General features: G+C 65.7%; 11 protein-coding genes. 3 read left to right on the top strand and 8 right to left on the bottom strand.

Going from position 1 to position 13,236, the window contains the following annotated elements:
- Nucleotides 1-215: 215 nt before the first annotated feature.
- Both ACVIJ6_RS28865 and uvrA read left to right on the top strand, forming a co-directional pair.
- Nucleotides 216-893: an outer membrane protein gene (locus ACVIJ6_RS28865; RefSeq protein ID WP_456775494.1), complete on the top strand. Its 678-nt coding sequence runs from the start codon at nucleotides 216-218 to the stop codon at nucleotides 891-893.
- Between the two features lie 274 nt (nucleotides 894-1,167).
- Complete coding sequence (gene uvrA, locus ACVIJ6_RS28860; RefSeq protein WP_456775493.1) at nucleotides 1,168-4,155, top strand: excinuclease ABC subunit UvrA; 2,988 nt, start codon at nucleotides 1,168-1,170, stop codon at nucleotides 4,153-4,155.
- Between the two features lie 204 nt (nucleotides 4,156-4,359).
- On the opposite strand, the gene ACVIJ6_RS28855 is transcribed toward uvrA, so the two are convergent.
- Nucleotides 4,360-4,686 carry a hypothetical protein gene (locus tag ACVIJ6_RS28855; RefSeq protein ID WP_456775492.1) on the bottom strand — a complete coding sequence of 109 codons (327 nt, stop codon included), beginning with the start codon at nucleotides 4,684-4,686 and terminating at the stop codon, nucleotides 4,360-4,362.
- A 230-nt stretch (nucleotides 4,687-4,916) separates the two neighbouring features.
- Nucleotides 4,917-5,219 carry a hypothetical protein gene (locus tag ACVIJ6_RS28850; RefSeq protein ID WP_456775491.1) on the bottom strand — a complete coding sequence of 101 codons (303 nt, stop codon included), beginning with the start codon at nucleotides 5,217-5,219 and terminating at the stop codon, nucleotides 4,917-4,919.
- 192 nt (nucleotides 5,220-5,411) lie between these two features.
- Here ACVIJ6_RS28850 and ACVIJ6_RS28845 point away from each other — a divergent pair, with 192 nt between their 5' ends.
- Entirely contained in the window at nucleotides 5,412-6,068 is a 657-nt protein-coding gene (locus ACVIJ6_RS28845) for an HAD-IA family hydrolase (protein ID WP_456777101.1), read from the top strand.
- Between the two features lie 115 nt (nucleotides 6,069-6,183).
- Here ACVIJ6_RS28845 and ACVIJ6_RS28840 read toward each other — a convergent pair whose 3' ends face one another.
- The 6 genes from ACVIJ6_RS28840 to ACVIJ6_RS28815 all read right to left on the bottom strand — a co-directional run bounded on the left by ACVIJ6_RS28840 (nucleotide 6,184) and on the right by ACVIJ6_RS28815 (nucleotide 13,023).
- Nucleotides 6,184-7,119, bottom strand: a complete 936-nt coding sequence (locus ACVIJ6_RS28840; protein ID WP_456777100.1) for a YVTN family beta-propeller repeat protein — start codon at nucleotides 7,117-7,119, stop codon at nucleotides 6,184-6,186.
- Nucleotides 7,120-7,585: 466 nt separating this feature from the next.
- Nucleotides 7,586-8,155: an SRPBCC family protein gene (locus ACVIJ6_RS28835; RefSeq protein WP_456775490.1), complete on the bottom strand. Its 570-nt coding sequence runs from the start codon at nucleotides 8,153-8,155 to the stop codon at nucleotides 7,586-7,588.
- 117 nt (nucleotides 8,156-8,272) lie between these two features.
- Nucleotides 8,273-8,959 (bottom strand): UPF0149 family protein, encoded by a 687-nt coding sequence (locus tag ACVIJ6_RS28830; RefSeq protein ID WP_456775489.1) that lies wholly within the window; start codon nucleotides 8,957-8,959, stop codon nucleotides 8,273-8,275.
- Between the two features lie 752 nt (nucleotides 8,960-9,711).
- Nucleotides 9,712-10,482, bottom strand: coding sequence for an AAA family ATPase (locus tag ACVIJ6_RS28825; RefSeq protein ID WP_456775488.1), 771 nt, complete (start codon nucleotides 10,480-10,482; stop codon nucleotides 9,712-9,714).
- Nucleotides 10,483-10,557: 75 nt separating this feature from the next.
- Nucleotides 10,558-11,415 (bottom strand): PCC domain-containing protein, encoded by an 858-nt coding sequence (locus ACVIJ6_RS28820; RefSeq protein ID WP_456775487.1) that lies wholly within the window; start codon nucleotides 11,413-11,415, stop codon nucleotides 10,558-10,560.
- Nucleotides 11,416-11,421: 6 nt separating this feature from the next.
- Nucleotides 11,422-13,023 (bottom strand): acyl-CoA synthetase, encoded by a 1,602-nt coding sequence (locus tag ACVIJ6_RS28815; RefSeq protein WP_456775486.1) that lies wholly within the window; start codon nucleotides 13,021-13,023, stop codon nucleotides 11,422-11,424.
- Nucleotides 13,024-13,236: the final 213 nt, after the last annotated feature.

The raw sequence follows: 13,236 nt of genomic DNA, 5'->3' as shown, positions 1-13,236 counted from the left end.
TCCGGATGCCACACATGGAACCCAAGCAATTGAGCCACATAGGCTTTTGGGAACCGGGCGTGGAAGCGTTGTTTCGCCGCGAGTGTGGCTTCAGGGTGACGGTAATCCGCGAGGAACCCGGCTATAGAACGGCGGTCAACTTGAACGAGTGAGTCTGTTTCGTGCGTGCAATTGTAGGTGCGATGCGGACTTCGTCGAATAAACTGGAGACAACAATGAAGAAGATCCTGCTCGCGACCGTGGCGTTGGCCGCCCTGGCCGCTCCCGCCGCCGCCGCGGATCTCGCCGCCCGCCCGACCTACACCAAGGCCCCGGTTGCCCCGCCGGTGTTGACCTGGACCGGTTTCTACATCGGTGCTATGGGCGGCTATGCCAGCCAGACGGATGACGGCATCAAGGGCGGCTTCGCCGGCGGCACCATCGGCTACAACTGGCAGCAGGGCGCTGTCGTCTTCGGCATCGAGGCTGATGCAGCTTGGGCCGACATCAACCGCTCCGCTGCTGGCATCGCCACGACGGCTGCCGGCGTGCCGTTCGCGGTGACGGCTTCGGCCAAGATCCAGGATTGGGGTACGGTGCGCGGCCGTATCGGCTACGCCTTCGGCCCGACCCTGCTGTACGCCACCGGCGGTTACGCCTGGGCTGACACCAAGCTGGGCATCACCGTCCCCGGCGCGTTCTCGACCTCGGACAGCCAGATCCACAGCGGCTGGGTTGTCGGCGCTGGCGCTGAGTGGATGTTCGCTCCGCAGTGGTCGCTGAAGGGCGAGTACCTCTACAAGAGCTTCGACAGCAAGAACTACACCTTCAACGCGCTCGGCGCGTCGGTCACTGCAGCCTCGGGCAACTTCGACATCCACTCCGTCCAGGTCGGCGTGAACTACCACTTCTAAGAACGTCACCTTCGGGCCAACGCACACAGCCTCCGCTCTTCCAGAGCGGAGGCTTTTTCTTTGGACAGCTGAGGTCGCTTGAGGGAACCGGCCTCCTCCTGCCAATCGCTGCCATTCCCTGAGCGCATTGTTGATGATTCGCTGACGGCACTGGAAATCCGGCCCCGTTCTTCCTACGTTCCGACCATACCTTTTCCCTCTGGCGTCCGATGGCCGGCTTCCGGCAGAACGCGCCTGCAACGATGGCGCGACCTTGCGCCGTGGGACGATCGTCATGGATGAAGTGCTCAAGGCCAAGCAGCGCGCGCAAGCCAACTCGTCGAGCCTGCGGGCGATCACCATCCGCGGCGCCCGCGAGCACAATCTCAAGAACATCGACGTCGAGATCCCCCGCGACAAGCTTGTCGTGTTCACCGGCCTGTCCGGCTCCGGCAAATCCTCGCTCGCCTTCGACACGATCTATGCCGAGGGCCAGCGCCGCTACGTCGAATCGCTGTCGGCCTATGCGCGCCAGTTCCTGGAGATGATGCAGAAGCCGGATGTCGACCAGATCGACGGCCTGTCGCCGGCGATCTCGATCGAGCAGAAGACGACGTCGAAGAACCCGCGCTCCACGGTCGGCACCGTCACCGAGATCTACGACTACATGCGCCTGTTGTGGGCGCGCGTCGGCGTGCCCTATTCGCCGGCCACCGGCCTGCCGATCGAGAGCCAGACCGTGTCGCAGATGGTCGACCGCGTGCTGGCGCTGCCCGAGGGCACCCGCCTGTATCTGCTGGCGCCGGTCGTGCGCGGCCGCAAGGGCGAGTACAAGAAGGAGCTCGCGGAGTATCTCAAGAAGGGCTTTCAGCGCGTCAAGATCGACGGCACCTTCCACGAGCTCGCCGAGGCTCCCGCCCTCGACAAGAAGTTTCCCCACGACATCGACGTCGTCGTCGACCGCATCGTCGTCCGCCCGGACATCGGCCAGCGCCTGGCTGAGAGCTTCGAGACCGCATTGAAGCTCGCCGAGGGCCTGGCCGTCATCGAATTCGCCGATGCGCCAGCCTCCGCCGTCCCGGCCGAAGAGAAGAAGAAGACCGCCAAGATCCACGACAAGAGCGGCCCCGAGCGTATCCTCTTCTCGGAGAAGTTCGCCTGCCCGGTCTCCGGCTTCACCATTCCCGAGATCGAACCGCGGCTGTTCTCGTTCAACAACCCCTATGGCGCCTGCCCGGAATGCGGCGGCCTCGGCGTCGAGCAGCATGTCGATGCCGATCTCGTCATTCCCGACAAGGACCTCACGCTGCGCAAGGGTGCGATCGCGCCTTGGGCCAAGTCGTCCTCGCCCTATTATCTGCAGACGCTGACCGCGCTCGGCAAATTCTACAAATTCACCTTGGACACCAAGTGGAAGGACCTGCCCAAGAAGACGCAGAACGCGCTGCTGCACGGCTCCGGCGATGACGAGATCAAGTTCACCTATGAGGACGGCGTCCGCGCTTACGACACCAAGAAGCCGTTCGAGGGCGTCATCACCAATATCGAGCGCCGCTTTCGCGAGACCGAGAGCGAATGGGCGCGCGAGGAGCTCGGCAAGTACTTCAACGACGTGCCCTGCGCGGCGTGTCGTGGCTTTCGGCTGAAGCCCGAGGCGCTGTGCGTCAAGGTCGGCGGCAAGCATATCGGCGAGATCTCGGAGCTCAGCGTCAAGGCCGCCGGCGAATGGTTCGCCGAGGTGCCGAAGACGCTGAACGCGCAGCAGACCGAGATCGCCACCCGCATCCTCAAGGAGATCCGCGACCGCCTCACCTTCCTGCTCGATGTCGGCCTGAACTATCTCACCCTGGCGCGCTCCTCCGGCACCCTCTCGGGCGGCGAGAGCCAGCGCATCCGCTTGGCGTCGCAGATCGGCTCGGGCCTGACCGGCGTGCTCTACGTGCTCGACGAGCCGTCGATCGGCCTGCACCAGCGCGACAATGCCCGCCTGCTCGACACGTTGAAGCGGCTGCGCGACCTCGGCAACACCGTGATCGTGGTCGAGCATGACGAGGACGCCATTCGCCTCGCCGACTATGTGCTCGACATCGGTCCGGGCGCCGGCACCCATGGCGGCAACATCGTCGCCGCGGGCACGCCGGCCGAGATCATGCGCCATCCGAAGTCGCTCACCGGCAAATATCTCACCGGCGAGCTCGAGGTCGAGGTGCCCGAGCGGCGGCCGCCGAACCATCGCCGCACCATCAAGGTCGTCAACGCCCGCGGCAACAATCTGAAGAACGTCTCGGCCGAGATCCCGCTCGGCCTGTTCACCGCCATCACCGGCGTCTCCGGCGGCGGCAAGTCGACGCTGCTGATCGACACGCTGTACAAGGCGATCGCGCGCAAGCTCAACGGCGCCAACGAGGCCGCCGCCCCGCATGACCGCATCGAGGGCCTGGAGCATATCGACAAGATCATCGACATCGACCAGTCGCCGATCGGCCGCACGCCGCGCTCCAATCCCGCGACCTATACCGGCGCGTTCACGCCGATCCGCGAATGGTTCGCCGGCCTGCCGGAATCCAAGGCGCGCGGCTACGAGCCCGGCCGCTTCTCGTTCAACGTCAAGGGTGGCCGCTGCGAGGCCTGCCAGGGCGACGGCGTCATCAAGATCGAGATGCACTTCCTCCCCGACGTCTACGTCACCTGCGATGTCTGCAAGGGCAAGCGCTATAACCGCGAGACGCTCGACGTCCTGTTCAAGGGCAAGTCGATCGCCGACGTGCTCGACATGACCGTCGAGGAGGCCGCCGAGTTCTTCAAGGCGGTGCCGCGCGTGCGCGACACGTTCGAGACCTTGCGCCGCGTCGGCCTCGACTACATCCATGTCGGACAGCAGGCCACCACGCTCTCAGGCGGCGAGGCGCAGCGCGTGAAGCTCGCCAAGGAGCTGTCGAAGCGCGCCACCGGCCGCACGCTCTACATCCTGGACGAGCCGACCACGGGCCTGCATTTCCACGACGTCAAGAAGCTCTTGGAGGTGCTGCACGAGCTGGTCGCACAGGGCAACACGGTGGTGGTGATCGAGCACAATCTCGAAGTCATCAAGACCGCCGACTGGGTCATCGACCTCGGCCCCGAAGGCGGTGACGGCGGCGGCGAGATCGTCGCCTGGGGCCCGCCCGAAGACATCGTCAAGGCACCGCGCAGCTACACCGGGCAATTCCTCAAGCCGGTGCTGGAGAAGTCAACTAAGCCGAAGAAGCGCAGCCGCGGCGCGGCCAGCGAGGCGGCGGAGTAGTTGCAGTCGAACTGCTCACGACCGTCATTGCGAGCGCAGCGAAGCAATCCAGGGCCACGCTCGCGACTCTGGATTGCTTCGTCGCTGCGCTCCTCGCAATGACGGGTGTGATGGAGACTGGTTGATCAAAGCAACGCCCGCCGTTCTCGACAGAGCGGCGGGCTTTATTTTCTCTGTTACTATTCTCTCTCTTTTGAGTTCGGCCTACCAGCGGTAATACCCGGTCCGCGTGCCGTTGTTGTTGCCGCCCGGGCCGACATCGCCCTGGGTCGAGCTCGGCGTCGGATGGTTGGTGCCGTTGTAGCCGGTGCCCCAACCCCGGCCATAATACGGGCCCGGTGCGACGGCGACGTAGCCTTCCTCATAGACCGGGGCCGGCGCCCAGGCGTAGGAGCCGCGATAGGCGTAGGTGCTGGTGGTCTGGCCGCCATAGCCATAGCCGCCCGGGCCGTATTCGTCGGCCGTGGCTGCGGCGGCGCCTGCCACCAGCGTGACGGCGGTCAGCGCGGCCAATCCAAAGATGCGTGTCATGAGCTTGCTCCGTTGCTTCTCAATTCATCATGGAACCAACAACCACGATGCCTCGCAGTTCCCGCGGCGCCGCCGATCATGGTGCGACACAACGCGGCGCTCACATGGTCGCGATCGCATAATCCAATGCCTGGGCGTCACCAGGCTCGCGGCTTGGCAGCAGATACGAGAGGCCCGCCACTCGTCTCCGAGCGGCGGGCCAGATCTCGTCAGTCGATGCGAGGCAACGCTTACCACTGCCGATAGACGCCGGTCAGCGTGCCGTTGTTGTTACCATCAGGGCCGACATCGCCCTGGGTCGAGCCGGGGGTCGGATGGTTGGTGCCGTTGTAGCCGCGGCCCCAGGTCGCCGGGGCCGGCGCGAAGACCGGCGCCGGTGCGCCGCCATAGACCGGCTCGGAATCATAGGTCGATGCCGGCGGCACCCAAGCCATCGAGTCGCCGTAACGGGCGTAACCCTGCGCGGACGCTGCGGCCGTACCGATCACCAGCGTGGCGGCGGCCAGCGCGGCCATCCTGATCGTGCGTTGCATGTGTCTCTCCTTGCTGCTTGTGCGGGGAACAACGACCGCACTGCGGTGCCGTTCCCGCAGTGCACGCTCACAAAACGCGTGATGCATTGTTGATCGGTTGCGACCGCAGGCCCATCTGCGCCAGCCCGATCGCCGGCTTGTCAGCGTCCCCTGGCTCGCGTAGCCATGGTGACCCCCTCAAATTCCGCGTCGATGCCCTACACCCTCATCATCTTCGATCTCGATGGCACCTTGGCCGACAGCTTTCCGTGGTTTCGGCTGCACGTGAATGCGGTCGCCGCGCGCTACGGCTTTCGCCAGGTGAAGGACGAGGATGTCGAGCGGCTGCGTCACGCCTCGACGCGAGAGATCCTCGATTTCCTCGCGGTCCCCAGCTGGAAACTGCCGTTCATCGCGCGCTACATGCGCAGGCTGAAGACCGAACATGCCGCCAGCATTCCGCTCTTCGCCGGCGTCGGCCCGATGCTCGATACGCTCGCGGCCCATGGTCATCAGCTCGCGCTGGTGTCATCCGACACGGAGGCCAATGCACGTGAAAAGCTCGGTCCGCTGGCCGCACTGTTCGCCGATTTCGACTGCTCGGCCTCGGTGTTCGGCAAAGCGCGAAAATTCCGCCGCGTGCTGAAGCGCGCGCGTATTGCCCCCCATGAGGCGATCGCGATCGGCGATGAGACCCGCGACATCGAGGCGGCGCGTGCCGCCGGCATCGCCTGCGGTGCAGTGACATGGGGCTACGCCGCCGAGAAGGCGCTGCGCGACCGACAACCGGATCACGTGTTCGAGCGGATGGAGGAGATCGTGGAACGGTTGACCAGGGCGCCTGCCGGACAGGATGCGTCGCCTGTGTGAGGATCAGCGACATCAAGGACAGTCACGAGCACGCCCTGCTCCGCGTCGCTGCGCTCGCAATGACGGAGATTGTGGCTTCGATTGATAGTCTCAAGCCGACACGGCCGGAGCTGACCTACCGCCGCAGGAACGCACCAAACGCGCGCGGGCCGTTGCCGACCTTGATCTCTCCCGTCACCCTCAACGTCGCGACGTCGATGACGCTGAGGATATTGCTCTCCCAATTGGCGACAATGATGCGCCGGCCGTCCGCCGTCGCCGCGATGCCCTCGGGATAATCGCCCACGGTGATGCGCGTGAGCGGCTGCAGGCTTGCCACGTCGAACACGGTGACCGTGCCGTCATACTGGTCGGTGACGAAGCCCTTGCCCTGCGCCAGCGCCACCGCATAGGGCCGCAAGCCGGTCTTGATCCGGCCGACCTCGCGGGCCTCTGCGAGATCGATCACCGACACATCATTGGAGCCGACATTCGCCGTATATGCGCGCCTGCCATCGCCGTCGATGGTGACGCCGAACGGGCGCGTGCCGACCTTGATCGTCTTCAGCCGGGTCTGCGTCGCGGTGTCGATCACCGACACCATGTCGTCGTCTCGGTCGGCCGAAAGCAGCAGCTTGCCGTCGGGCGTCACTGCGAGGCCCGAAGGCGAGGCGCCGACGGCGATGCTCGCCGTCACCGCCCGCGTCTTGGCGTCGATGATGCGAATGGCGGCGTTGTACCAGTCCGCAACGTAGACCGTCGCACCGTCCGGCGTGACCGCGATCCCGAGCGGCCCGCCGCCGACCTCGATGCGGCCGACGACTTTTCGCTCGGCGGCGTCAACGACGCTGACGGTCTTGTCGTCCGGGCTCGCCACATAGGCGAAGCGCCCATCGGCCGCCACGGCAACGCCCGCCGGCTTGCCGCCGATCGGAATCGTTGCCACAAGCTTGGACGTCGCGAGATCGACGATGGTGAGATCATCGCTGAGCTGATTGGTGACGAAGGCCTCTTCGGCGTGGGCGGGAACGACGATGCAGGCGAGCAGAGCACCTAAAAGAAAAACCCGAATACGATATAGGAGATGATGAACGCTGGAGCAGCGAGCTCGATGCCGACCTCTCCCCGCCTGCGGCAGGGCTATCGCATATGAGCGGATATGGGCGTGCTCCGAGTGAACCCGCCAATGAGTTGCTCCGTCTTGCCTGGGCTTGACCCGCCTGCGCGGCCGTAGCCGCTTCGGCGCGGCGAAGGCCCGGGCATCCACGCCTCTTTTTCCACGCTGAGCCGACGTGGATGGCCGGGACAAGCCCGGCCATGACGACGTGGAAACGGACGGGCGTAAAACAAAGATCGCCATATGCGATGGCCCTGCCGCTTGCGGGGAGAGGTCGGACTGCATCGTCAGATGCAATCCGGGGGTACAGCTCTCACCACGCACACCCCCTTGCGGCTACCCCTCTCTCCACAAGCGCGGGGAGAGGGAGCGCCCCGTCTATCGGGCAACATGATCGATTCCAAACTCGCGGCTCGGCGCCTCAGCTTCCGCTCTCCACCTTCTTCTTCAGCCCTTCGAGCCCGCTTTTGTAGATCCCGGTCACGGCATTCACCGCGGCCTCGTCGCTCAATTCCGGCGGCGGATCGTTGTTGGGGAAGCCGCGATAGAAGGCACCGCTCCATTCGACCACGCTGCCTTTGCCATCGGCGCTCGGAGCTACCGAGATGGTCGAGGAATAGTTCGTCACCGGCAGCACCTTCACGTCGACGGTCGTGATCCGATACGAATAGCTCATTTTTTCGGCATCATATTTGTAGAGCTCCTCGTCGATGGTCCCGCCGCCCTTCAGCGTCAGCTTGCGGGTCGCGCCGATCTCGTTGCCCTTGTCGCCCTCGGTCTTGTCGACCACGCCGAGCCAGCTCATGTCCTGGAAGTTGCTGATCACGGCCCACACCTTGGCGGGCGCGGCGTTGATCTCGACATGCTCCTGGACCTTGCGCCGGGTCGGACCATGCGCATCCGCCGTGGTCAGGGGCGTGAATGTCAGGCCCGTCGTTGCGATCGCGAGCGCCACCGTTACCGCCAGCGCCTTGCCGAACTCCATCCTCATCTCGTTTCCTCGGTCACTCACATTGGCCGGCGCATCTGTGCGCCCGGCGGCGCCATCTTTGCACCGCTCCCGATTGTTGCAACAAAAAAGACCGTGTCGTGGCGGCCGCCGGCCGGCTCAGGCCGCCCCGCAGCAGCGCTTGTATTTCTTCCCGGAACCGCAGGGACAGGGATCGTTGCGGCCGATCTTGCCGAAGGAGGCGAACGGATTGGGGCGGGCGGCGAATGGGGGCCGGTCAGGGACCGGGGCTCCGCTCTGCCGGTATTTGTAAAGCGTCAGCACCGCCGCGCGGATGCCAGCGGGCACCGCTGGCGCGAGACCGGCAGGATCGATCTGGTCGCGCTGATCGTCGAGCGCCATATCGATCGCCATCGTGAGGCTCAGACTCGCGACGGCCACGTCGCCGCCGAGTTGCGCATAAGCGTTGAACCGCTCGCGACGGAGGTTCACCGCCGCAGCAAGGCCTTCGATCCACAGCTCCCAGATCACATCGCCGTTCACCGGATCGACCGGAAAGCGCGGCTGGTACCGCTCCGGCTCCTGCGCCAGCGTCCGCGCAATCTCGTCGTGATACGCCATGACCAGATCGAGCACCGCATTGGCGTGGTCGATGCTCGCGAAGACCGAGCGCCGTCCCTTGCCCAGCCCGAACGCCGCGGCGAACCACTCGCCCGGCGAGACAGGCTCCGGCAGGATCAAGAGGCCGGCGATGAAGCCGTCGAGTTCCTCCAGCACCATGGCGGGGTCGTCGAGGGCGAGCAGCGCCTGGTCGAGATCCTCGTGAGAGTTGGTCTGATCCGCCATTTGCAACCCTGCATCCCTCACGCGCGTCGCGACCTGATTTGCCCGGCGCGCACGCCGCGAAGCCGCGGCGCGCTCGTTTTGACACCAAAACGGCCATGCGCGCAAAATCTAAATTTCGACGCGGGATCAGCGCCATGCCCCCTGTCCAGTCGTGCCGCGAAAAACATTTTACTTTCGCTTTTTCGGAAAATGCGCTCTCCTGCCCGCGTCCTGCACTCACGAGAGGGGCGCTTCGCGGTCGTCACGGGCGTTGAGTGGGGGATGCGATGGACGTCACCGGCCTGGCGCTTTTGCGCAAGACGACGGGTTTGGTGGCGGACGGCGAAGTCGTGTGGTCCTGACCTCCCGACGCTGAGGTCAAATAGGCGCCGATGTGAGAGCATCGCGCCGATGACGGTGGCCAGAAAGCCCGGCGCACCGAGGAGAGCGCGTATAAGCCGGTAGAAACCGTCGCGCAGGGAAGGCCGGGTCATCTCGGCTGAGCCTGTGGTTCCTGCCCCGTGCATTTTTTCCCGCACGGGGGCCGCGGGCATCAGCGGATGCCCGGCCTTCCCTGCGCCCTCTCATGTGAGGAGGGCGGAACAGCGATCAAAGCTCGGGTGCGCCTGCATCGCGAGGACACGGACTCATGTCTCTCCGTCATCGCGAGGAGCAAAGCGACGAAGCGATCCAGAGTCATCGGGTGGTCCTGGATTGCTTCGCTCGCAATGACGGCGGAGCGGGCGTCCTCCCCCTCGCCTGTCATCACAACCTCACTCCGCGAGCACCGCCTGCACGAAGCCGTCCGGGTCGGCGCAGAACTCGCGCAGGGCCTTGAAGTGATCCGTGTCCTGTACGCGCACAGACTCCAGGCTGGACTTGCTGAGCCGCAGCAGGGTCGCGCCCGGATAGGCCATCAGCACCGGCGAATGCGTCGCCATCAGCACCTGGCAATGGCCGGCCTCGTCCATGCGCCGCATCAGCTTGAGAAACTCGATCTGACGCGCCGGCGACAGCGCCGATTCCGGCTCGTCGAAGATGTAGAGGCCCTGGCGCCGGCATCGCTCCTCGAAGAAGCGCAGAAAACCCTCGCCATGGGAATGCGACAGGAAGTCGGGTGGCGGACCGCCGAGCGGATCGTCCAAGGCGGCTTCGTCGAGATAGCGCGCCACCGAGAAGAAACTTTCGGCACGGAAGAACCAGCCCTGAGTGATCTTCGGCAGCCAGCTCGCACGGAATGCCGCGCCGAGCGCGCCGCCCATCCGCTCCACGGCACGCGCATGATTGACGGGCATGTAGCCCTTGCCGCCGCCGGCCTCGTCATAACCGGCCAGCGCCGCGATGCCTTCGAGCAAGGTCGATTTGCCGGTGCCGTTCTCGCCGACGATGATGGTGATGGCGTGCGAAAAGCTCAGCTCGAACGCGTCCTGCAGGAACGGCAGGCAGAACGGATATTCGCTGCGGTCTTCGATCTTCGCCGGATCGAGCCACAGCCGCTTCAGATAGGGCGCGCGCAGCCGGATCTCGCGTTGCTTTCTCGCCATGACGCCTTCACGAATGCAGTGACATCACGGGCCATCTTGCACAACGCTGCGAACGCGGCCAGTAGCTCCGGCGGGCTACGCCACGACCTCCAGCACCAGCTCCATCGTCATCAGCACCGGATTGTCGCCGCGAACCAGCCGTCCCTTTGCCAACGCACCGGTGTAGTCGACCAGCGCGACGTCGAGCACGGCTTCGAGACCGTCCGCGCCGGGTGCGATGGCGCCGGCGGTGATGGTCAGCTCGGTCGCGAACGGTTCGACAACCTCACCGCTCGCGAAGCGCGCGCCGATGGTCGAGCCGACGCCGCCGCGGATGCGGGCCTCGCTTATGCCCCGCGCCCGGCAGAACGCTTCGAGGCAACCGGCAAAATCCTGGTTCGGCCGCAGGCGCAGCGCGAAGGCACGGCGGTCCGTCTCAGCCCCGCGCTGTGCCGCCACCACCGGTCCGAACAACTTGAAACCGCTCTCCGGATCAGGCTCGGCGGCAAAGACCGCCCCATCAAGGCCGAATGCTTCGACCTCGAACGGCTCCGCGACGACGGTCTCCTCGGGCAGGATGTGACCGCCGCCGTTGCGCCCCCCCTCTTCCACCCACAGCGCATGACAGTGGAAGAACGGCGCGCCGTCGCGCACGCCCAGCGTCATCGTCGCGGTGGAGAGCTGCGTGACCCCGCTTGGCCGATGGGTCTCGCTGTAGAATGCGGCATGATCCGGCGTCTTCGACAGCGCCGGCATCACATAGGCGAACGGCCCGAGCGCGCCGCCGCTGATGTCGAGCACGCCGCCGGCAAAGCCCTGCGCCGCAAGGCCGCGGCGCGCCGCCTCGAGCAGCGGCAGCCCGCGCTCCATGGTGAAGGTGAACGCGCGGCCGCGCGCCTCGACCCACTGGATGCGGTCCGCGGCGGGCGCGCCGGGTTGTTTGATGGATCGCATCCGCGCTCAGCCCTGCTTGGTGAGGTCGAGCAGCCCGCGCGCCTCGAGCTCGTCGCGCACCAGGCGCTTGGGGATCTTGCCATAGCCGGACTTCGGCAAGGCATCCCAGAAGAAGAAGCGCTTCGGCATCTTGTAGCGCGGCAGCTTGGTCGCGAGATAGCCGGCGATCTCGCTCTCGCTCGGCGCGGCCCCGCCCTCGCGGGCGACGCAGACGGCGACACCCACCTCGCCCCACACCGGATCGGGCACGCCGAGCACGGCGACCTCGCCGATGGCGGGATGGGTCAGGATCTTTTCCTCGACCTCGCGCGGATAGATGTTCGACCCGCCCGAAATGTACATGTCGGACGCGCGGCCGGTGATGTAGACGAAGCCTTGCGCGTCCATGTGGCCGAGATCGCCGGTGCGAAACCAGCCGTCACGAAACGCCTTCGCATTGGCTTCCGGATTGTCGTAGTAGCCGGCGAACACGGCAGGGCCAATGACGCAGATCTCGCCGGTCTCACCGGGCTTCAGCTCGCGTCCCCCATCGTCCTGGATCGAGACCTGCATGCCCGTGCGCTCATAGCCGCAGCTGCCGATCCGCGCCTCCGGCCCGTCCTCCTCCTCATGCGCCGCGGCCGGCAGCACCGTAATGTTGCCGGTCACCTCGCCAAGGCCGAAATATTGCACGATGACCTTGCCGAGCCGCGCCAGCGCGCACTTCTGGTCCTCGCGATACATCGGCGCGCCCGCATAGATGACATGGCGCAGCGAGGAATGATCGAACTGATCGACGGCGGGATGCTCGACCATCATCTTCAGGATGGTCGGCACCGTGAACAGATTGCTGACGCGATGCCTCTCGATCAGGCGGAACGCCTCGGCGATATCGAACTTCTCGCTCGGCAGCAGCACCGTTTTGGCGCCGCGCGCGCTCTGCATCAGCTGGTGGACGCCGGCGCCATGGGACAGTGGCGCGACGACCAGCGAGGCATCGTGCTCGGTGGTGCCCGGTGTCAGATCGGCGAGGTGGTTGGTGATGACGAACGCCATCTGGCCGTGGGTCAGCACCGCGGCCTTGGAGCGGCCCGTGGTGCCCGAGGTGAAGAAGAACCAGCAGGGATCGTCGTGCTCCACCGCGGCGTTGGCGATCTCCGCGCCGGCATGCGCCCTGATCGCCTCGGCCACCGCGCGCGTGCCGAGGCTGCCCCCCTCGCCGATGCGCCAGGTGAAATCGGTCGTCGTCACCGCCGCGGCATGCTCCGGAAAATCGCCATGGCAGAGGAATGCCTTGGCGCCCGACGCGGTCGCGAGATAGGCGACCTCGTCGGGCATGAGCCGGAAATTGGTAGGCACCCAGACCGCGCCGAGCCGAAACGCGGCGAACATCGAGACGAACATCTCCTCGCAATTCTTGGCGTGGACCAGGATGCGGTCGCCCTTCACGATGCCCTGCTCGGCGACCGCCGCCGCAAGCGCCGACACCATCGCGTCGAGCTCGCGCCAGGTCCAGGACCGGTCGCCCCAGACGAAGCCGATGCGGTCGCCGAGCCGGCGGCCATTCTGCGTCACGATGTGCGCGAGGTTCATCACCCGGCGGGACATCCGCAGCGGTGCGCCAGTCATCGGCGAGCCCTCGCGTCCCCGCGGTGCATGAACATATCCATGACGGCGTCCCCTCGATCGATGCGTCGGGCGGTCTCAAGCCGCCCGTTACCTCCGGTCTGTTTATCGTGGTCCGGCGCGCCCTCGCAAGGCCGCCCTGCCCATCGCTCCCATGCGACCGCGTCATTCGAACGAATGCAGGCATCGTGCGACAAACCGGTGCCGGTCGCGCAT

This window comes from Bradyrhizobium sp. USDA 4369 (genome assembly GCF_054056435.1).
This window is presented reverse-complemented; position numbering and strand designations above follow the sequence as displayed.